General features: G+C 46.4%; 21 protein-coding genes and 1 pseudogene. 10 read left to right on the forward strand and 12 right to left on the reverse strand.

What is annotated here, in order from left to right; genetic code table 11:
• Positions 1–2 precede the first annotated feature (2 nt).
• The gene (locus tag JGK16_RS12325) at positions 3–656 is read left to right on the forward strand and encodes a 2'-5' RNA ligase family protein (RefSeq protein ID WP_366516888.1); all 654 of its coding nucleotides are present in this window, start codon (positions 3–5) and stop codon (positions 654–656) included.
• 662 nt (positions 657–1,318) lie between these two features.
• Here the strand turns inward: JGK16_RS12325 and JGK16_RS12330 are convergent.
• Together JGK16_RS12330 and JGK16_RS12335 are read right to left on the reverse strand one after the other, a co-directional pair.
• Positions 1,319–2,248: a sterol desaturase family protein gene (locus JGK16_RS12330; RefSeq protein WP_293179259.1), complete on the reverse strand. Its 930-nt coding sequence runs from the start codon at positions 2,246–2,248 to the stop codon at positions 1,319–1,321.
• Between the two features lie 342 nt (positions 2,249–2,590).
• The gene (locus tag JGK16_RS12335; RefSeq protein WP_293179257.1) at positions 2,591–3,277 is read right to left on the reverse strand and encodes a ComF family protein; all 687 of its coding nucleotides are present in this window, start codon (positions 3,275–3,277) and stop codon (positions 2,591–2,593) included.
• 73 nt (positions 3,278–3,350) lie between these two features.
• On the opposite strand from JGK16_RS12335, the gene JGK16_RS12340 reads away from it, so the two are divergent.
• The gene (locus tag JGK16_RS12340; RefSeq protein WP_293190645.1) at positions 3,351–5,795 is read left to right on the forward strand and encodes a putative PEP-binding protein; all 2,445 of its coding nucleotides are present in this window, start codon (positions 3,351–3,353) and stop codon (positions 5,793–5,795) included.
• A 672-nt stretch (positions 5,796–6,467) separates the two neighbouring features.
• Positions 6,468–6,914, forward strand: a complete 447-nt coding sequence (locus tag JGK16_RS12345; RefSeq protein ID WP_293190643.1) for a hypothetical protein — start codon at positions 6,468–6,470, stop codon at positions 6,912–6,914.
• A 118-nt stretch (positions 6,915–7,032) separates the two neighbouring features.
• Here JGK16_RS12345 and JGK16_RS12350 read toward each other — a convergent pair whose 3' ends face one another.
• The 3 genes from JGK16_RS12350 to JGK16_RS12360 all read right to left on the reverse strand — a co-directional run bounded on the left by JGK16_RS12350 (position 7,033) and on the right by JGK16_RS12360 (position 7,834).
• Entirely contained in the window at positions 7,033–7,320 is a 288-nt protein-coding gene (locus JGK16_RS12350) for an RNA-binding protein (protein WP_293179249.1), read from the reverse strand.
• Positions 7,317–7,463 carry a hypothetical protein gene (locus JGK16_RS12355; RefSeq protein ID WP_293203114.1) on the reverse strand — a complete coding sequence of 49 codons (147 nt, stop codon included), beginning with the start codon at positions 7,461–7,463 and terminating at the stop codon, positions 7,317–7,319. The genes JGK16_RS12350 and JGK16_RS12355 overlap by 4 nt, the downstream gene beginning before the upstream one ends.
• Positions 7,464–7,615: 152 nt before the next feature.
• Entirely contained in the window at positions 7,616–7,834 is a 219-nt protein-coding gene (locus tag JGK16_RS12360; protein ID WP_293150155.1) for a hypothetical protein, read from the reverse strand.
• A gap of 14 nt (positions 7,835–7,848) precedes the next feature.
• Here JGK16_RS12360 and JGK16_RS12365 point away from each other — a divergent pair, with 14 nt between their 5' ends.
• The 4 genes from JGK16_RS12365 to egtD all read left to right on the forward strand — a co-directional run bounded on the left by JGK16_RS12365 (position 7,849) and on the right by egtD (position 11,565).
• Positions 7,849–7,989, forward strand: a complete 141-nt coding sequence (locus JGK16_RS12365; protein WP_293150157.1) for a hypothetical protein — start codon at positions 7,849–7,851, stop codon at positions 7,987–7,989.
• A gap of 34 nt (positions 7,990–8,023) precedes the next feature.
• On the forward strand, positions 8,024–8,812 hold the full coding sequence (gene egtC, locus JGK16_RS12370; protein WP_293179243.1) for an ergothioneine biosynthesis protein EgtC: 789 nt from the start codon (positions 8,024–8,026) through the stop codon (positions 8,810–8,812).
• Positions 8,784–10,175, forward strand: a complete 1,392-nt coding sequence (locus tag JGK16_RS12375; protein ID WP_293190641.1) for an SUMF1/EgtB/PvdO family nonheme iron enzyme — start codon at positions 8,784–8,786, stop codon at positions 10,173–10,175. The genes egtC and JGK16_RS12375 overlap by 29 nt, the downstream gene beginning before the upstream one ends.
• 346 nt (positions 10,176–10,521) lie before the next feature.
• Positions 10,522–11,565, forward strand: a complete 1,044-nt coding sequence (gene egtD, locus JGK16_RS12380) for an L-histidine N(alpha)-methyltransferase (RefSeq protein WP_293179237.1) — start codon at positions 10,522–10,524, stop codon at positions 11,563–11,565.
• Positions 11,566–11,868: 303 nt separating this feature from the next.
• On the opposite strand, the gene JGK16_RS12385 is transcribed toward egtD, so the two are convergent.
• The 7 genes from JGK16_RS12385 to JGK16_RS12415 form a co-directional block, all read right to left on the reverse strand.
• On the reverse strand, positions 11,869–12,480 hold the full coding sequence (locus tag JGK16_RS12385) for a hypothetical protein (protein WP_293179234.1): 612 nt from the start codon (positions 12,478–12,480) through the stop codon (positions 11,869–11,871).
• A gap of 406 nt (positions 12,481–12,886) precedes the next feature.
• Complete coding sequence (locus JGK16_RS12390) at positions 12,887–13,198, reverse strand: RNA-binding protein (protein WP_293179231.1); 312 nt, start codon at positions 13,196–13,198, stop codon at positions 12,887–12,889.
• A gap of 457 nt (positions 13,199–13,655) precedes the next feature.
• Positions 13,656–13,862 (reverse strand): hypothetical protein, encoded by a 207-nt coding sequence (locus JGK16_RS12395; protein WP_293203115.1) that lies wholly within the window; start codon positions 13,860–13,862, stop codon positions 13,656–13,658.
• Positions 13,863–13,995: 133 nt separating this feature from the next.
• On the reverse strand, positions 13,996–14,148 hold the full coding sequence (locus tag JGK16_RS12400) for a hypothetical protein (protein ID WP_293190639.1): 153 nt from the start codon (positions 14,146–14,148) through the stop codon (positions 13,996–13,998).
• 16 nt (positions 14,149–14,164) lie between these two features.
• Positions 14,165–14,473, reverse strand: a complete 309-nt coding sequence (locus JGK16_RS12405; RefSeq protein WP_293190637.1) for an IS200/IS605 family accessory protein TnpB-related protein — start codon at positions 14,471–14,473, stop codon at positions 14,165–14,167.
• Between the two features lie 15 nt (positions 14,474–14,488).
• On the reverse strand, positions 14,489–15,130 hold the full coding sequence (locus JGK16_RS12410; protein ID WP_293190635.1) for a transposase: 642 nt from the start codon (positions 15,128–15,130) through the stop codon (positions 14,489–14,491).
• A gap of 301 nt (positions 15,131–15,431) precedes the next feature.
• Complete coding sequence (locus JGK16_RS12415) at positions 15,432–17,114, reverse strand: tetratricopeptide repeat protein (RefSeq protein WP_293179222.1); 1,683 nt, start codon at positions 17,112–17,114, stop codon at positions 15,432–15,434.
• Positions 17,115–17,739: 625 nt separating this feature from the next.
• Between JGK16_RS12415 and JGK16_RS12420 the strand changes: the two genes are divergently transcribed.
• The 3 genes and pseudogenes from JGK16_RS12420 to JGK16_RS12430 form a co-directional block, all read left to right on the forward strand.
• A complete protein-coding gene (locus JGK16_RS12420) occupies positions 17,740–18,633 on the forward strand; it encodes a hypothetical protein (protein WP_293190633.1) in 894 nt (297 codons plus the stop codon).
• Positions 18,634–18,644: 11 nt separating this feature from the next.
• Positions 18,645–19,199, forward strand: coding sequence for a hypothetical protein (locus tag JGK16_RS12425; protein WP_293203117.1), 555 nt, complete (start codon positions 18,645–18,647; stop codon positions 19,197–19,199).
• Between the two features lie 129 nt (positions 19,200–19,328).
• Positions 19,329–20,596: pseudogene (locus tag JGK16_RS12430) on the forward strand (RluA family pseudouridine synthase); the annotation flags it as partial.

Below are 20,596 nucleotides of genomic sequence, written 5' to 3' on the forward strand. Positions count from 1 at the left end.
TTTTGGATTGTAGATTGGGAATGGGTGTTTTGGTGCGGGGCATTGAGGAAATACTCGATCGCCCGTACTCGGCCATTCCTTCCTTAATTCGATGCTATCCCATGCACCTGTCAAAACAAAGATTTTTTATAGCTTTAGTGGCGCCAGACGATATTCAAGAGCAGATTACCGAGATTAAACTGTATTTTGCCGATCGCTACAACAGCCGTGGTGCTTTGAATTCGCCACCCCACATCACACTGCAACCTCCCTTTGAACGGCCTGCGGCGGATGTGGCGCAATTAGAGGAAAGTCTCAGGGCCTTTACTGCAAATCGGCTCCCAATTCCCGTTACGCTATCCGGTTTTGCCGCTTTCGCACCCCGCGTCATTTATGCGGATGTTGTCAAATCGCCCCAATTGCTGGAGATGCAAACAGATTTGATGAGTTATGTCGCGGCAAATTTAGGAATTGTCGATCGCATTTCTCAGACTCGCTCATTCGTACCGCACATGACTGTAGCGTTTCGCGATTTAACTGAGGAGAATTTTCAAACGGCTTGGCTGGAATTCGCAGCGCGCGAACTCCACTTTCAGTTTACCGCCGCTGCCTTAACCTTACTGCTTCACGACGGCAGCCGCTGGAACATCAGCCAGCAATTTCCGCTTGGCGCCTAAACTCTCTCTTCTTTCTCTTCCTTCGCGGACTTCGCGTCTTCGCGGTTCGTTTCCCCAAAAAAATCTTGCTAGCAAATCATCATCAATCAACACTTCGGACACTTTCAGAGGCGACTCGCGGGGGGCGAGAAACCGGGTTTCTACGAGTTTTTGGATTTAGTGACGAGAAATATTCATAGAAACCCGGTTTCTGAGGTTGCAAGTGCATCCACTACAAACCTATAGCCCAATACGGTTGACTTAAGATGGTCATTGCGAGGAACGAAGCAATCGCAGTATATATTTTTCATAGCGATTTACCCCCAGGGCGGTCTTAAGTAAACGGTATTGACCTATATTTCGAGTTCCCATAGGAGGTACTCATGGCCTGCGTGGCCTGCGTGGCCTCCGTGGGCATAGTGCATATCTCACCATGCTTGAGAACCGCTATATCAAATTCTGCCAATCCCGTTTCAATCGCGCTATCAATTGCGAACGGCAGTACGTATTAGAAGTATATTTGAAGGTGTGGGTTCTCAATCATGAGGTAGTTGATGTATCAGAATTCTTCAAAAACTTCCCGATCGCTAGCGCAATCATCTCTTTGTCTTCGAGATCCCGAACCGATCAAAGCTTAAGGAAAGCTTTGGATCGGCGATCGCCCTACCAGAACGAGTCGAGGTTCAATTCCCACCATCAATGCCCTTATAGGACGGCTTGAGGAGGCTCTTTTCCAGAGAAGCCACCGGGAACATAATTCCGGGCTTTTTTGTGGGATGGTTTAGCGTATTGAATACCCTGTCCCAAAATCCTTGAATGCCGTAGTTTCCCTTAAACCGAGAGTGGTGGAGATCGTGAAAATCCGAGGAAATGAAAAATATTGACAGAGAACTGTGACCTTCTAGGTTGTAAGCATTCCCGATAATAGTCCAGGCGCACAATTGAGCAATATCGTATCCGAATACAAAAACAGGCAAAACGTCTGCAACGGTGACGATAGCATATTCAAGCAGGCTTTTATGACCGGCAACAAAACTCGATGAATCCAGGAAGTCGTGATGTTTGAGATGTATTTCCTGAAAGAACTTTTTGTGAAAGAGCCAATGGGTAACGTAAAAGCAGAAATCCGCCGCAATTATTCTCATCAAGAACCATTCAAGATTTAAGAGCCAGCTATTTCCTCGATGAACTTCGGGAGCTAGGTACAGGATAATCGCTGCTGCTGCTAAACTTTTAATTTCTCCGGCCAGGATTCCTCGAACAGTAAATGCAGGGAACGGTTGTTCTTTCACTTTCTTGACTCTGACATTGAATCTTTGCCACCAAGTCTCGTTGGTTTTAAGAACTTTTTCAATAACAATACCGATGCTGTAGAATGAAACCGACCCAACCAACCAGTACAGTAAAACCTCGGCGGTAAAGTCGAGATGGATTTTGTTCGAGAGCCAATAAATTAACTGCTGGAGCAGGGTACAAGCAATAGCAACTTTGATGAAAAACTCTATTTCAAAAAACAAATTAAATAGTTTTACTATTACTTTATCCTTGAAAAGTACAGTTTTTTCAGGGCAATCATTGAGTGGGTTCGGGGGCTGAGATCCGGGACTAAGCATTGTTTTTTTTCACGTTTAGTTATCTGGGTACAAGGAAATACAGTGGCTATCGGTTTGGCAAGGTAGGTGGTGAAAGCTAAAAAGCTTGACAGTCAAATGATTCAGTGTGCCTCACCTGGTAAGAAATGCAGCAGCGCAACTTTGCTCTTCCGAAGGGAGTAAGCTGTTTTACCCTTGATTAGGGTATAATAAAAGGTTAACTCAGTCAATCACTACAGCATTTCAGCATAAGATTATAGCGGTTCTCAAGCGTGGTGAGGTATGCCCGCAGAGACCGCGGAGGCCATGAGTACCTCCTATGGAAGCTGGAAAGGCTATATTTAAAATTGAAAGTAAAACAGCTTAGCGATCGCGCCGAGGGGGACTGGCAAGTGCCACAGTTCCATAAACCGCAATTCCCGACTCTTTCAATGTTTTAATTGCCGACTTGACAGTAGTACCGCTAGTGTAAATATCATCAACCAACAAAACTGGATTGCGCGGGAGACGGCGCCGAAAATCTTTCCCCAAAATTAAAGCATCTTTCATTTCCGCTTGCCGCTGCTGTGCTGTCAGAGCGAATAAAGCCTGAGTATTTTTCACCCGCTCCAAACCGTGCCGCTGCAAAGGCAAACCAGTCAGCTCGCAAAAACTTTCCGCCAAAAGTTCCGCCTGATTGAAACCCCGTTCCTTGACCTTTGATTTGTGCATGGGAATCGGTACAACTGTTAAATTGTCAATAGCTAATTCGGGAAAACTCAGCCAAGATTCTGCCAGCCAGCCACCGAGAGGTTTTGCTAATTGTGGATTTCCTTCATATTTTAAAGCTGCGATCGCCCGTTTGAGAGTCCCGCCGTACTCCCCCCACACAAAAACACGCTGTTGGGAGGCCCAAAATCGACCGGGATCGGGTAGCTGACATTGCTGAAGTTGCTTGTAGCAGTACCCACAAAACTCCTCGGTAGCCGATCGCTGACAAAGAGGACAGTTAGACTTAAGAAATAGATTGAGAAAAGATTTGACTAATCCCGTCCAATTTCGCTCGTTCATCGTAAAATTGTGGTATGTGATTAATGGGAAAAACTATCAAAATTAAATCAGTTTCCAAGGACAGGCTCCCAGCGTGACAAATCTCTACTGGCTAGACAAAATTCAACCTTCAGACCGAGATGCAGTGGGAGAAAAAGCATTTTACTTAAGCTGTTTACTCGCCCAAAATCATCCCGCTGTACCGGGTTTTGTCGTGCCGACTACAACATTTTCGCAGTTTTTAGAGTCGATCGACTGGCTAGAACCGCTGTTGGCTGACTGGCCCCACTCTTCGCTACACTTGAATGTCGATGAACCCAGACAACTGCAATCGATCGCTCGCAGCATCCGCCACCAAATCCTCACCGCCAAACTGCCAGATGCACTACTCTCCACCCTAGAGTCTGCTGTTTGTCAGCTCAACTCCCAAGCCTTAATTTTTCGCCCTTCCCTGACTTCCTGGAACCCGAAAACAACCGGAATCCTGGAATCTCACGCAGTAAGTGCCGAACCAGAAGCCATTGAAGCCGGACTCAAACGCGCTTGGGCAGAATTGTTCAGAGCCAGAAGTCTATTTTACTGGCAGCGGTGCGGCATGAAGATACAGCAAATCAATCCCGTAGTTTTGGTGCAGCCCCTCGCCCCAGCCATCGCTGCGGGCGAGGTGAAAATTAACGCGGGTGCAGCCTGGGAAATTCAAGCCACCAGCGGTTTGGGACTGTCCCTCGCTCGGGGAGAAACCATCCCCGATTACTATCAAGTCCAGCCCGAAACAGGGACGGTTAACTTCCAGCGGCTCGGTTACAAAACATTAGCATACAATCTCAAAACCGGGGAGGGAAAGCCGAAAAAAAAACCGCAGAGCGGAAATTGGGAAAGCCGAAACATTACCAATTCTGCATTGTTAATTCCCGATTTTGCTGGCAGTTGCGTGGAACTTTTGGCGCTGGGAGAGAAATCGCAAACTGAATACGTTTTAGAGGAATCGCAATTGCAAAAACTCATTGAATTGAGCAAAAAAGTAATCGCCGAATTTGACTGTAATGTAATCTTGGAGTGGACGCTAAACCAGACAACAAACAGTAGCGATCCGCAGTTTTATTTTACTCAAATGCGTCTTTTTAAACGGGAAAAAGTGGCGCCCTCCCGGGAAAAAGCGATCGCCAAAACCCGAACTCCTGCTATCCTCAAAGGTTTGGGCGCCGCCTCAGGAAAAGCCGAAGCAATTGCCCAAGTTATGACTAATTCCCACCCAGAAAACGCGGACTTCTTAGCCGGAGGCATTTTGGTAGCCCGCACAATCGATCCGAATTGGCTGCCTTGGTTGAAAGTTGCTGCTGGGATAGTTGCCGAACAAGGAGGGATGACAGGCCACGGCGCCATTTTAGCGAGAGAATTGGGAATTCCTGCGGTTGTGGGAGTTGTCGGGGCGACTCGCGCGATCGCCTCGGGGGATTCGGTATTGGTAGATGGCGATAGCGGAGAAGTTTTTGCCCTCGCTCCACATCCGGCGATCGACACAGCAGACAGCAACCCGCTTCAGGAAACGCCAAACAATGCGGATACATACAGTACAGCAGCAAAAATGTCAATAGCCAACCACCAATTTTCAATATCAGAGCGATCGTCCAATCCCGCATCCTTACCTCGACGGGCAGAATCTCCCGAATCAGTTTGGGGCGCGCCAACGGCAACTCAACTGCTGGTTAATGTCAGCCAAACAAGTTCGATCGATCGCCTCAGAAATCTGCCCATCGACGGCATCGGATTATTGCGATCGGAATTGATGGCATTGGAAGCTTTGGACTGTCAAAACCCCAAAATTTGGCTGCAAGATGGTCGCCAATCGGAATTTGTCGATCGCATGGCAGATTGTCTCAGTTTATTTGCCGCAGCGGTAGCACCGCGACCAATATTTTATCGCTCTCTCGACTTGCGCGACTCAGGATCTCATGGCAGTTTCAGCGATACCTTTGAACCGGAGTTATTTGATTGGGAGTTGTCCGTACTTCAAAAAGTCTGCGAGTCTGGTCATACAAATGTCAATTTAATTTTGCCTTTCATGCGCTCCGTAGACGAATTTGTCTACTGCCGCCAGCGCTTAGAAACTATTTGGAAAAATCGACCCGACCAGTTTCAAATATGGATTATGGCGGAAGTTCCTTCGGTATTATTTTTATTGCCAGATTACGTAAAAGCAGGAGTTCAAGGAATTTCCATCGGCACCAACGATTTAACTCAGTTTCTGTTAGGCATTCACCGCAACTCCCAACAGGTAGCAGGTGGTTTCAACGGACGCGATCGAGCAGTAATGAGGGCGATCGAGCAATTAATCCGACAAGCCAGGGCTGCGGGGATTCCTTGTTCTATCTGCGGCGATGCTCCAGCTTTGTATCCCGAGATAGTTGAATCCTTGGTGCGGTGGGGGATTTCGTCTATTTCGGTGAATGTCGATACTGTAGAACAGACTTACAGGGCGATCGCCCGCGCCGAACAGCGCCTGTTGCTAGATGCCGCGCGCGCGATCGTTAAAAATTAACCAGCATCCCGCCAGCCCAGCACAAAAATTATTATTGCGATGCAAACAGCAACAATATTTAACCATGATTACAAAAACCCGGTTTCTGCATAGATATATTGCCTTCCATCCTTGAGTGGTTCAGTGATACCGCATTTGGAAACCTAAATCCTCAATTAAAAACATCAGATTTTCAAGCTAGCATAGAAATATCACCGACACTTTAACCGGAGGTAGAAACAGTCAGTAACCCAGCCCTAAAGGGACTGAGCTTGCAAGAGCGATCGAGTAAGCTATGCTGACCAGCCTAAGTCTTAACTGACTACGTTATTTGAGTCACGACACCCTGTGGATACGAAGCTAGTCCCCTGCTCTGTCGCTGAAGGTTAAACAGTCTTAGGGTCACTGAGGCAGTGCTTTCAGCCTAACAAGCTCTTATAACATTGACCGACAAGCTAACATTACCCCGAAAGGGAGGCTCGACAAGAGCAAAAATTATGCGATCGCGAGTTGCAAGGTTTGAGGCGGTAACTGTCCTGCCCTTAAGTACATTACAAAAGTACACCAAATCAAGCAACTCCAAGGCGGTAATGCATAAATGGATAGAGAAAGATTCAAGGCGGTTGAAACCGCCCGTGTTGTTTTCCTCTCAGGTCTTTCATACGCTGAGCTTCCCACTTACCGAGCTTTTTTGTGAAATCAAAAATTATTGCAACCGCAGCAATACTTGCTGCCCTCGGCTGTCTGCATCCCCATCCAGCATTATCTCAACCTGCAACTGACGGCGGTACAAAACCAGGATTTTGGCAACCTCAAGCACAGGTTGACTATACTCGCAACATTACCCTGAGACTGTTAAATGAAACCGGATTAAACCTAGAATACGGTCAATCAGGTGTCGGCTTGTCATCCTTGCCAGTTGGAGCTAGCAAAAATATCATGGTTCGCGTCAGCAACCGCACCGGAGACATTGCCAATATTCCGATTAATGTCAAAGGAGGAACCACAACTTTGAAATACGACTATAACGTTGATGCCAAGGAAAACATTGTGACGGTTCGCATCACCACATCAGACGGCCGCACTAGGCAAGATCGGTCAGTTTATATTGATGAAAAAGGGCGAATTTACTCTTTTTAAAGAACGAAAATTTAATAACTTACACTCTTGAAAGTGGGATGGGGCAGAAGAGCCCGTTCTTTCTGGACGGGCGGGACGCCCATCCCACAAACTTGTGGAAGTTATTTAATTTTCATTCCTAATATCCGCTGTTCCTATTCATGCCTGGGCCTCGATTTCCCTCTTCTTTCGGTTTAGCTTTGTTCACTCGCAAGGGGCGTCCCATCCACTCTGCACCGTCTAATTCGGTAATTGCAGCGTCTTCTTGGGCATCTTCCATCATCTCGACAAATGCAAAGCCGCGCATCCGACCGGTTTCCCTGTCGGTAGGTAAGACAACTCGCTTGACTGTGCCGTACTCTGCAAATACTGATTTCAGGTCTTCTTCGGTGGCGCGGTAGGACAAATTTCCAATATAGATAGTCATGTCGATCGAACTAAACTTGTTGTTGCTACATATAATAACCGGTTCATTTGACTCTCAAGTGCCATCTCGCTTAAAACTGACCAGAAAGAATTGGTTGAAAGCCCGCCCGCCCGATCGGGAGAAATTAAAATCAGACTATTCATTACTCCAATACTCGGACTTAAGGGTAGAGGTCGCTCTCCTTCTGTCAACTGTCAACTGTCAACTGTCAACTGTTGAAGGATCGCCTTTGAACTAAAAGGGTTTGCCGCACCGACAAACCCTTTCTACTGACTGCAATAGTTAGTCCTTTTGCTTAGTCGATCGAGATCGACTGAGGCCCGGTGCTTTTAGCATTGGTGGCTTCGGCTGCGGGAGGAGTGTAGGAAGTTGAACCGGCTTGCTCATCGATCCAGCTTCTAACGGGATCTTCGTGAAGGTTGAGTCGAAGCAGGCCAGAAAAAAATCCGCCCGCAAAGGCGATCGGCTGTTGGATCAATTCTTTGACCACTGGGATGAGTTCGTCGAGGAACATTCAAGAGTCTCCTTGTGCTGCTGGGGTTCTATCTTTACTGTACCGTTTGTACGGAGATGCTGGCAGCAGACTGCAAAAAAAGGGCGATCGAGCCTGTTAAAGATGGGCAAGCTCATGCTGCAAAAAACGCTTGCCGGAAAATTGTCGGCAAATGATTTACAATGCTAATCTGTTTGTTTACAAAATTTTATGTGCCGTTTGCTTGGCTACCTCGGCGAGCCGATTTTACTCGATTCTATTCTGTACAAGCCGGAACATTCGCTAATTGTGCAGAGTTACCAGCCCCGCGAAATGACTTCGGGCTTGCTCAATGCTGACGGTTTTGGTATCGGTTGGTATCACCCGCACCTCGATACCGATCCGTTTACTTATAAAAATGTACAGCCAATTTGGAACGACATCAATCTGCCGAGTATCAGCCGATATGTTGAATCCGGCTGTGCGATCGCCTATGTTCGCAGTGCAACTTCAGGACAAGCTCTAGATTTGAGCAACTGTCAGCCGTTTCAACACGATCGCCTGTTGTTCGTACACAACGGCTTTGTGCAGAATTTTCGCAAAAGTCTTTACAGACCAATTCGCGATCGGCTCAACGATACCCTTTATCAATCAATTAACGGTACTACAGATTCAGAGCACATCTTCGGCTTATTTGTCAATGAATTAACAGCCAGCAATCTGAGCCTAAAAGCTGCTTTGCAAAACTGCCTGAAAACTTTGGCTGAACTAGCAAACGCTCACCAAGTTGAATTTTCAGCAAATATTATTATCAGCGACGGACAGCAGCTCGTTGCATCTCGTTTTGCTTTCCCAAAAGTCCCTCCTTCCCTGTATTGGCTGCGGGACGATTTAAATTTCCCCAATTCTGTCATCATTGCTTCTGAGCCTTTATTTGGTGGCAATTGGCACGAGTGTCCAGTCCAGAGCACGATCAGTACGGGAGTAGACGGTGAGATCGAAATCAATCCAATCTTGTAAAGAGGCAATTTATCAGGATTTGCAGCAGTGTCGCCGCGGCACTTTTCAACTATTTGCAGACATCGATTACAATACTTTCTGCCGTCAAGCCCATCCAGATTTTAGTCCGGTTGGTTGGCATTTAGGTCACATTGCTTATACTGAGGATTTGTGGCTGTTGCAGAAATGTGGTGGGTTCAAGCCAGTTTTTCCTGAGTATCACCAACTGTTTGCTGCGGATATTTTGCCGAAAAAACAACGAGTTTTTTTGCCTGCGCTACCAGAAGTTGAATTGTATCTGGATGCGGTGCGAAAAAAGGTGTTAGATTATTTGGACGTTGCGCCGATCGCACAACAGGAACGTCTCTGGCGGTTTATTATTCAGCACGAAAGTCAGCACTGCGAAACAGTTGCTTTCGTGCTGCAAATGCTAAGGAAGGAAGAAGGAAGAAGGAAGAGGGAAGAAGGAAGAGGGAAGAAGGAAGAGGGAAGTTCGGCAACGAGCAGTGTACAAGATGTAACGGATTTAACGGATAGAAGTAAGGAGGAAGAAGGAAGATTAATTCCCAATTCCCAATTCCCGATTACCAATTCCCAATTACCCATTACCAATTACCCATTACCCATTACCGATTCCCCAGAGATTGAGATTCCCGGCGGGGAATTTTATATGGGAAGCGATGCTGCTGAAACTTTGGATAACGAGCGATCGCGCCATCTGTGCGATCTAGAAGCATACGCGATCGATCGCTATCCGGTCACTTGCGGTCAATACCGAGATTTTATGACATCCGGCGGCTATCAGAACCGCGATTGGTGGTCTGCTGAGGGCTGGGAATGGCAAAAAGTTCATTTAGTCGATCGCCCGCTTTACTGGTCAGAAAACCCTGCTTTCAACAACCATCCAGTTTGCGGCGTCAGTTGGTACGAAGCCGAAGCTTACTGCAACTTCGTCGGGAAGCGCTTACCATCGGAAGCCGAATGGGAAAAAGCAGCCAGTTGGGATCCCACAACTGGGACAAAACTTACCTATCCTTGGGGAGAAGCACGGCCAAATGCCAGCCTGTGCAATCACGGCAATCATCTTGCCAATACTTCCCCCGTTGATGCTTTTCCAACGGGAGCAAGTCCAGCAGGCTGTTGTGATATGTTGGGCAATGTCTGGGAGTGGACAGCTTCAACCTTTGACGCCTATCCAGGATTTGAAAGTTATCCTTATCGGGGATACTCTGAACTCTATTTTGATGGAGAACATCGGGTTTTGAAAGGCGGGAGTTGGGCAACTTTTCCTCAGGCACTGCGATCGACTTTTCGGAATTGGTACTATCCGGGCGTGCGGCAAATTATCGCGGGTTTTCGCTGCGCCACAACTACAATCACATAGGTTTGTAGTGAGGAATGCGAGTCCTCTAATTTTATGCGGACTAAAGTCCTCACTACGAACCTGTAAGATTTAAATTTAAAAAATAAAATTTATTTCCAGTTAATTTTAGACAATATTTGTTTGTCAAACACCAAAACTTTTTTCCACTTAAAAATACTAGGTTAAAAAAGGTTTGTAAATGATTTAATAATTTAGGTTGATATTTGTTGAATTTTAATTTGTGGACGCGACTCGCCATCGGGTGAGAACATACAGAACGGAGAGCGGCCTCAAAAATCTAGCTTGAGTGCGATCTTCAGCAACGCAACTGTGTGCTATATCAATTTGTGCATCTTAATTTTACTCTATGAAATCTCCAAGACTTTCCGACAAGACAAACCCAGCGTCAACCAAAGAAAACCGGCTGCACTTAGAGCGGCTGGTGAGCGCTGTGGCACCGACACCCGCAGAAATCAATGCTGGCAGCGATGCAATTACCGGGTTGACTCAAAACCCCAAAACCCTGCCTCCCAAGTATTTCTACGACGATCGCGGCTCGAACCTCTTCGAGTTGATTTGTCAGTTGCCGGAATACTACTTAACGCGCACTGAGACGGCAATTTTGCAAGAGTGTGCAGGGGCGATCGCGCATTTGACGGGCCCGTGCGAAATCGTCGAACTTGGCAGCGGCAGTTCCACCAAAACCCGGATTCTCCTCGATGCTTACAGCAAATTGGAATATCCGCTGCACTATTTGCCGATCGACATCAGCCCCACTATCCTAGAAAGCAGCGCTTGTCAACTGTTAGCAGATTATCCATCGCTCCAAATTCACGGACTTGTCAGCACTTACGAATTAGCCTTAGCTAAAATTGCCCCGTCGCCATTGCCAACCCGAATGATTTGCTTTCTAGGCAGCACCCTCGGCAATCTCAACCATCAAGAATGCGATGTATTCTTCTCGCAAGTTGTCGGTGCATTGCAGCCGGGAGAGTATTTTTTGCTGGGAATTGACTTAGACAAATCTAAGGATATTTTAGAGCCGGCCTACGATGACAGTCAAGGAGTGACCGCAGCCTTTAACTTGAATATGCTGCGACATTTAAATCGGAAGTATCAGGGAAATTTTGATTTAGCGCAGTTCGAGCATTGGGCTTTTTACAATCAAGAACAATGTCAAATTGAAATGCACTTGAAAAGTAAGAAAGCGCAAACAGTCAACTTGCGCGCGCTCGATTTAACGGTTGAATTTGCCGCCGGAGAAACTATCCGCAGCGAAATTTCGCGCAAGTTTAATCTCAATACTGTAAAGGCAGATCTTTCGCAGCGCGGTTTAAAGCCGGTGCAAGTTTGGACAGACCCAAATCAGTGGTTTGGCTTGATGCTTTGTCAGTTGACAGTTGACAGTTGACAGTTGGCAGTTGGCAGTTGACAGTTGGCAGTTGGCAATTGTTATTTGTTATTTTTGAATATCTCCCAATAATCAGTAACTACTGACTACTGACTAATAATGACTAATGACTGCTGACTAATGACTAATATCATTTCCGGCTGCATCGGAATAATATATTTGGATGATATCAGTGCGAGCGTCTCGCTCGCGGCATAGATCGCGAGCGAGACGCTCGCACTCTTATAATTACGATGCTGCCGGATTTGATATAATGACTGCTGACTACTGACTGCTGACTACTGACTAATGACTACTGACTAATTAACAAATGGGCCGCTGTCCGGGTTTTACGGCGTGAATGTACTCGCTGCCGGATGTCGGCCATCCCCGCTTGTAATAGGCTTCCTCGGGCTTCCCCCAGCCCAACTGCAACAAAATTTCGAGAAAATCCAACTTTTCCCACTTCGAGAGACTCGCCCATTCTGTACGCTGGGCTAGAGCTTCTACGTCGATCGGCTCGATCGCTCGAAAATCCTTCCCACTATTAATACTCAAATACAAATCCATCCCCGCAGTTACCCGCTCCCAGAATTCCAACATCGCAGTCTTAGCAGCCTTCAGCGTCATCAAATCGATCGGTAGAGCGATTAATTCGTCATCCACTGCCGGGTAGCGCAGACTATTGCCTTTAACCGTCATTTCCCGCCAGACAATCCCAGAAACTTGATGTTCCCGCTGGTATTCATGCACGGCTGCCTTAAAATTTTGATAAGCAGTGAACTTTTGAACGCCCTCAGATTTGAGAAAGCGATCGATCACGGGGTTTCCTGTAGCAGGAGTTTCAGTCAAATTGAGGCGTCGCCCGTGCAAGCAGGCTTGGCGCTCTTCTGCGAGGATGTTAATGAGTTCCGCCGTGCTGTAGATCTTGGGCATCTTTATTCAGGCAAAATCTATTGATTTGCGGGTCTGGCTGGTTTGATCTGCTAATTTTCAGTAAAGATTATTTGTTTTTTTGAGCAATATCACTTTTGCGTTATTGTAACTTTTCTTTGGAGTTAATTCTAGTTTTGATAGTTTACAGGAGTTGCGCCCATAAATCCCGAAAGCTTCTTGAAAAAAGCAGTTGATCGCGATACAGAATTGCGAGTTAGGCTGTCCGCTGCGCGGCGGGCGTACCTCGTGGAATTTTTCGCCAACAACAAAGCCCCCTCACTCGAAGGAGGGGGCTAAACTGAGTTAAAGGTTTGGCAGTTGTATTTAGCGAGTCCAACAGCCCGAAAAAAAAGCAGCATTCGCACTTGCTGTCAACTACCAAAATTCAAATTTTCAGTCTCAAAGCTTAGTATCGTCGTGAAGAGCGATTGTTGTCGCCCCAGCCGCCGCCGCCCGAGGAGCGTTTGTTGTTGTTTTCGCGAGGTTTGGCTTTGTTGACTTTCAAGTCACGGCCCATCCACTCAGCACCGTCGAGGGCTGCAATGGCTGCTGCTTCTTCTGCTTCGCTGGCCATTTCGACAAAAGCAAAACCCCGCATTCTGCCTGTTTCCCGGTCCACTGGCACTTGGACGCGGCTTACAGTTCCGTACTCGGCAAATACTTCGTTGAGGTCGTCTGATGTGACCTCATAAGAAAGATTACCCACGTAAATCGACATAAAATCTCCAGAATCTATTAGGGTGCAGAGACTTAGATTCGGAGAGAGGCTTGTAAATAAACACCAACAAACTACGCAACCGAATTTAATTCTTGAAAAACTACTATAACATGAAGCCAGCAGAATCAGCAATTGCCTGTCCTAATTTTCAAATTAGGGTGCCGTCGGGCAATCTCCCGCGGAAAGTATTCTTGATAACTGACATATTGCACTGTTAGCCTCATCACCTTGGTTTTTTGCTGTGCGATCGAGCTGAGGGCTAATTTTTTTCGTTCCTGTTAGCAGGTGGATGGGGTTTTATTGAAAATATTGCTCTCGATCGTTATATTGAGATCGGGCACTTTTCGGGTTGCATAGATATCCTGCCTGTAACACCAGAGATCAATCTTTTTAGCCTCGGATTCATGTGTTGACTGAATTTCTAATCTCTGATATCCCGTCTCCGATCGCATTAAATTTAGCGCCCTGTAATGGCGACCCAAAAATAATTCTCAAAAGAGTTCTTAGGAATATCTACACGCATTTTTCTACCCCAAGTATAAACATCAAAACTAACGCGAGATCGATCGCCCTTTCGATCGCTTCCCTCATCAATTGCGACATTTCCCAACAGCGCCACCCAGTGACTCGGATAAGGGATCAGCGGCGGTTTGTTTTGCAGCATTCCCTCAGCGGTAATCAAAGCAAAAGCAAATCCCCCAGCTTTGAGCGCCTCATCGGCGGCCCGCAGCGCTGGAATATCGCCACTGAAATAAGCGTATTGATACTCCCCACCGATGAATCGGGGGGATTCTTGATTAAGACCACAAAGGGACTTTCAAAGGCGTTAACAAAGCACCTCTACTGACTTCTTTGAGACAAAGCCCCAAAGTTGCCGCTACTTTTCTACCGATATTAGCTGCACCGTTGCAGTCGGCATTGATTAACAAACCTTCAAGGGTGCGATACAATCCGCGCTTAACTCGTTTACCGCTTGACTGCCACCCACGAAAGTTTTTCGCAGAATTTAGGTAGCACGTCCCGATCGACAAATGAAGCTTTAGAAGTATATGATTCTTCAGTCACTACAAACCGAATCCCGTATTTTTCGCATAATTGAGCGATTCTATCCTTGAGTCTACAAGTTGGAATTTGAACAAACTTTTGGTTAGTTTGAGAACCCAGATTGAGACCATTTCTCATCCCCACATTCCAACCGAATATCACAGTACCTAGATTGTTAGCTAAACAATGAGCAATTACCTTCCGAGCAGCTTTGTTAACAGCATCTCGCATTGTGCGATTGCGATTTTATGTCAATCTCTCCAGTCGTTTTGACCAATAACCATTCGCTTTCCCGGACATCAAAAACGCAACGCGCTTATTATATCGTTGATTGAGCGACTTCAGGTGCAACCCATCTACGATAAAGCTAGTCCCAGTATTGCTTACACAGGTTAGCCAATTGTTCATTCCGTGGTCGATCATCAAAGCTTTAGATGGATCTACATCTGCTTGAACCTGCTCAGTCTTGTAGATTAATTCCAAGTAAAAGCAGCCGTTTCTAGGCAGGATTCGATATTCTCTGATCGCTTTGTGGTCTAAGTTTGTGGGCTCTTGTAGATAGAAAGCATCCAGTCCGAACCAAGCTTTAACTTTGGTGCCGAGTGGAAATCTTAATAACCCGTCTTTAAGCTTCACAGAGCGAGCTGTATACGTTACTAAAGCTAGACCACCCTGTCGATAATTAGGTAGTCTCGGTCTTTGAGTTACTGTCCCTTCTTTTATGCCTTTTAATAGTCCAATATAGGATTTGAAAGATTCGGCAACAGTAGTTAAAATCTGCTGTGCGGTATCCGAATAGAATGCTTTATAGTGCAAATTTCGGTTCTCCGTACCTAGCACTTTATGCAAATCTGCTATCCCCGGTATTTTACCTGTTTTAAAATACATTTGACGAGCATAATAAATACCGCAATTAGTCAGTTTTGATGACTCACTGCACAGGAATTAGAGAATTGCTTTTAGGTTTTTATCCGGGATAATTAAATTTTGTTGGCATCCAAACATTTTTGTTACCTCCTTTTTATATTATACCTTCTCACCTGCTATCAAAGGATATTAATTAAAGAGGAAAATGTAGGCGACTAAAGTCGCAGTCGCGTTCCGGACTATGTAAGACAGCCAGGGGCTTCTCGCTCGTTTTTCGGTGAACAGTCAACAGTCAACAGTCAACTATCAACTGTCAACTGTTTTACCATTTTCCTGACATTGCATCTTTGAGTCTCAATTCTTCTCGGCTGACTAGAGCTTCGTAGTAATCTGGTTTGATTTCTAGGGCGACTCCGTAAGAACTAATTGCATCTTGAGTCCGCTGCAATTTTTGCAAAACATCGCCGCGCTGCGCCCAAGCTTCCCAGTTGTGGGGCTTGAGTTGAATCACTCGATCGAAAGCGACAAGTGATTCGGAATAGCGCTGCATTTTCCCCAGCACCAGGCCTCGCTGCACCCAGCCTTGATAGCTGTCGGGCCAGATAGTAATTGCTCGATCGTATGATGCTAGACTTTGTTCGTACTGTTCCAAATTTGACAGGGCGTTGCCACGTTTCAACCAAGCTTCAAAATTGTCTGGCACGTTTTGAATAACGCGGTTGTAAGCTGCGACGGCTTCTTCGTAACGCTGCAATTTTTCTAGCGCTGCGCCTTGCTGCAATCCTACTTTTGATGTAATGTCTGTTTCTGAACTCAGAGAGATTACTTTGTCAAAACAGGCGATCGCTTCTTCGTATTGCTCCAATTTTTCTAGGGCTTCGCCTCGCAAATTCCAAGCTTCTAGAAAATTTCCTTCAATTTGGAGGGCATTGCTGTAAGCGATAATCGCATCTTTGTAGCGTTCCAATTCTGCTAGGGCCATACCTCTGCCCAGCCAAGCTTCGGGGAAATTCGGATTAATTTGAATCGCTCGATCGAAAGCATCGATCGCACCTTCATAATCTCTTGATTCTGACAGTGTTTGACCGCGCCCGATCCATGCTTCGGGATAAGCGGGATTCATTTGAATAGCCCGATCGAAACAAGCTATTGCCCCATCGCGCCACTGGTGTTTCAGGGCCATTCCTTTGTACAGCCAAGCTTCGGAGTCATTGGGTTGGAGTAGCAAGACGCGATCGTAAGCTGTGACTGCTTCTCCGTATTTGTGCAATTTTGCCGAAGCAATGCCCCGATTGAACCAAGCCAAAGTGTTTTGTGGTTGCAGTTGAATGGCGCGATCGTAAGAAGTTACAGCTTCAGCGTAGCGTTCCGCCTTCATCAGAGCCAAACCTCGGTTCAGCCAAGCTTCCCAATTAGTCGGGACGAGTTTGAGAGCGCGCTCGTAGGCCGCCACAGCCTCAGCGTAGCGCGAGGCTTGCAGCAACACGCTGCCTTGCCTGCACCACATCGCGGGCAAATTTGGATGAAGTTGGGTTGCTTTTTTGTAACAGGTTGCTGCTTTGTCCCACTCCTGCAATTCTTCTAAAACTCTGCCCTGCTGATACCAAGCTTCGTGCTTTTCGGGATTGATTTCAATTGCTTTGTCAAAAGTCGCGATCGCCTCGGGGTGATTTTGCAAACTTAACAGTGCTGTCCCGCGCAGCATCCAGGCCCAATATTCTTCGGGATTAATGGCGATCGCTCGATCGCAACAGGCCACCGTTTCAGCCCAGGAGTGCAGTTGCTTGTAAGCTTTGCCCAGATTCAGCCACGCGCGGGCCCAATCCGGCTTAATTTGCACCGCTTTTCCGTAGCAAATGATTGCCGCTTCGTACCTTCCCGATGCGTAGTGTCTGTTGCCCCGATCGTAATCTGGAAATGCTGCAAAAATTCTTAAAATCGGGGGCAGGAGGCCGGACTCGGGATTTGAGGAGTTTTCTGTGGTAGAAGTCGAGATATCTGGCATACGCCTTACATATAAAATTTAGTGGGTTGACAAGATTGCGGTCTTATATATTAACTTATGCTTTTCTTAACTCGCTGCTATTTTGAGACAAATTTAGCATATCAGGTCTATTACCACAAATTATATTTACTTAACTGTAATGTATAAAATTATGCACCGCTCCCACTTTGCGTATACCGCTGTAAAATACGGTCAGTCGATTTTCGATGTTCGATTGACTCCACAGATGAATCTGGGAGCTTGAACCAGAGTCTAAAATTTTGATCTCTCCACTACGAGTGTCGGAAACTTGTATTCGTAAACGATATTAATTTTCCCAGAATCCTTCAAATCTCTGCGGTGCGAGATCTGAGTTAATAGAGTCTGTCCTCAAAAAGGCAGTGTGTTAACTTTTATTGTAACGGCCATACATCGTTTAATTAAGAGGTATGTTGTTCTTTATATCGAGTTGCTCAGGATGGCAATAAATAGTAGCTGCTAAATATTAGGCAATAAAAATCAATCAATTCATTTCATTGCAACACTTTTTTTTCCAAAGAGCTAAAAGGAGTTGGTTTGGCAAACATCAAAATCAATTGGTGTCAGACGTTGATTTGGACAAGACAGTTGAGGGAAGGGTTTCATTATGCCACTCAATTTAAGAATTCGATCTCACAAGACGATCGCCCTAATATTTATTGTCTCGTTACTAATCAACGTACTCGCGATCGAAAGCACGTACTCTCAGCAAAGCTGCCCAAAAGTGCAAACTTCAATTCAGATTATCGACGAAACGGGCGGGAGACAGATTTCTGGCACCTCCTCCGTTGACACTTTGCAGGAGTCACATTTCAAGAACTATGTAACGACCATTTCCAAACATATCTCTGCCAAGATTGACGAAATATCGCAGTGCCACGGAGATTTGAAAAGTTCTCCAGAAGTCAAGCTTTTTTTCGTTTACCGTCGGCTCGTCAAGACTGCGCCCTTAGCACCGTTCAATTTAGAGCGTACAGAATCTAATGATGCCAGGCATTTGGATAGTCCTTGGGTAAAACTCACGTTCAGCCGATCGCCCAGGCTCGTTGTGCGTGCCGTGTTCCTATGGAACGAACGACAGTTTCTGTTCGATCAGGCACTGATGTCGGGCATACGCGCCCCACCCACCAATCCTCTGCTTCCGATTGATAACGGCATCTTCAGGCAATTTATACAAGATTACAAGGACTCTGTGCTGCTTGCACCGTCTCCAGAAGCCCAGCCTGCCGCCCTAGCCAGTATTTCAAAGCGCTTGCCCCCGGAAATCTTTTGGCTGTTTCGCAATACGTGGCAAACCACCTTGATTCCGTTTTACATGTCAGTAGCCCGTGCTTTTGAATTAGCTGTTGGGAAGGCAGCGATCGGATATACCGATCTTACCAAGGCTCTGATTGACCAATTTTTCGCGTCAGAAACGACTGAGATCCGCTACGAAAGCCTTCTCGATCTCAAAGACCTATTCACCCCCGATCGATACCGGATTAACGACCTTCTTCGTTAAGGAAAAAAATTATGGCTTGGACTTTTTCTCAAAAGACGACGTTCACAGGTTTTACTACTGTCGCCGAAGAGGCACAAATCCTTACCCTTTTGCAGACAGCATACGACCGTTCGTCCACAGCTAAGACTATGTTCGACAATTGGATTAATGCCGGGAACACAATAGAGATACGATTCCGGCGGGACACTTTTCAAGCTGCTATTGGCAGGGGCATTGTTATAATAGATCCTTCGTATATTAGCGATGTGAGTTACATAAACGATACTGGCAAAGCAGTACCGTACTCGCTACTTGGTGCCCTACTTCACGAGCTTGGTCATGCGTTGACTGGAAAACAAGATAATGGTTCTAGCACTGACTACCAGGGGGATAACGTTCGCTATGTAAACCAAATCTGGAGCGAACTTGGTTTGGATAAGCAGATATCTTACATAGGGCAAGCCAAAGGCAATCTTCACAGGGTTGGCAAGGTTTGTTTGTCCCCAGCGCTCGCGCCTCAGAGCAATCGCAGGGTCTGTTTTTCACATCGTTTTTCCCGGTATACTATCTTAAGTAAACCGTATTGATTTATAAGAGACTTTCCCTGTTTGCCAAAGTCTGTCATAACTTTAAAAAAATGGTATAACTGTATTTCCCAGCCTAGGGTTAGGATACAAACCAATATGTCGCGATCGAGATTTTAAATCAAATTTAATATGCTAACTCTACACCCGCTTTTAGATTTCACGGAAAGGTCGATCGACGAAGAGGGAGGGTCGATCGACTCTAGCCCCAGTTATTGGTACGAAGGGCATTGCCCTAAAAGTGCGGATCTGCTGAGATTGCCACGTACTCGAATGTCTGAAGAAATCGCCAGGGGTTTGATGCAGTACCTTGCTGCTGACGATTCCTACGATCGCGAGGGGAAGATGTACGGCATCTTGCTCGTGGAAATGCCTTGGGGGGAACAGCGAATTCTCAAAGCATTTTCTGGGTTGCTGAACGGTTCTAGCGTTGTTGACGGGTGGGTGCCACCGATTCCGGGGCGATCGCGAGTTGCTTTGACAGAAGCGCGCACGCTAGCCCAATTGGAAGCAATGAAACAGGAACTGATTGCACTGAATCAACTCCCGCAGCGACAGGAATATGCAGCCTTATTGAGCGAATTTGAATTGCAATTGCAAGTTTTGAATGCGCGGCACCGCAATTGCAAGCAGCAGCGAGACGAACAACGTCAGCTAAGCAGTCAAACTCTCGCAGGAGACACACTCTTAATAGCCCTGGAAAAACTAAATCAAGAAAGCCGTTTGGAGGGAATTGAATGCAGGCAATTAAAACGGCAGCGGGATGCAATATTGCAGCCTCTAAAAAAGATCGTTGAAGCTGCCAATGAGCGGATGCGGGTGCTCAAACAAGGGCGAAAAGAACTTTCCCGCCAACTTCAGGCCGAGATGCACGCAGCTTACACTCTGGTGAATTTTTTGGGAAAATCGCGATCGATCCAGGAATTGATGCCAACTAATTCTATTCCGACTGGCACCGGCGACTGCTGCGCGCCAAAATTGCTGCACTGCGCGGCAGCAAACAATCTGAAACCGCTAGCAATGGCTGAATTTTGGTGGGGGCCGCCATCGGGTGACAAAGTTCCGGGAGAGTTTTATGGTGCTTGTAGCGATCGGTGTCAGCCGTTGATGGGTTTTTTGCTGTCAGGATTGCCACAGAATCCAATTGTTTCGGGGGCGAAAGCTTACCCAGCTTTTTCAGAGCCAGCTAATAGCAAAAGTCTCTCAAAAGCTCCATTAAAAAAAAGTGTAAATCAGTCTTTTAATGGTGGCATCGAAGCCCGCCCGACAAGCCAGACTTTTAGGGGCGGGCTAGAAGCCCACCCCACAACTCATCAAAACAATCATGGTGGAACGGGCATCTTGCCCGTTACCGATCGCTCTTGGGGCGCGCCAGATGCCCAACCCCTACTCCCCACAAC

This window comes from Microcoleus sp. PH2017_09_SFU_O_A (assembly GCF_020738625.1).
Lineage (GTDB): Bacteria > Cyanobacteriota > Cyanobacteriia > Cyanobacteriales > Microcoleaceae > Microcoleus.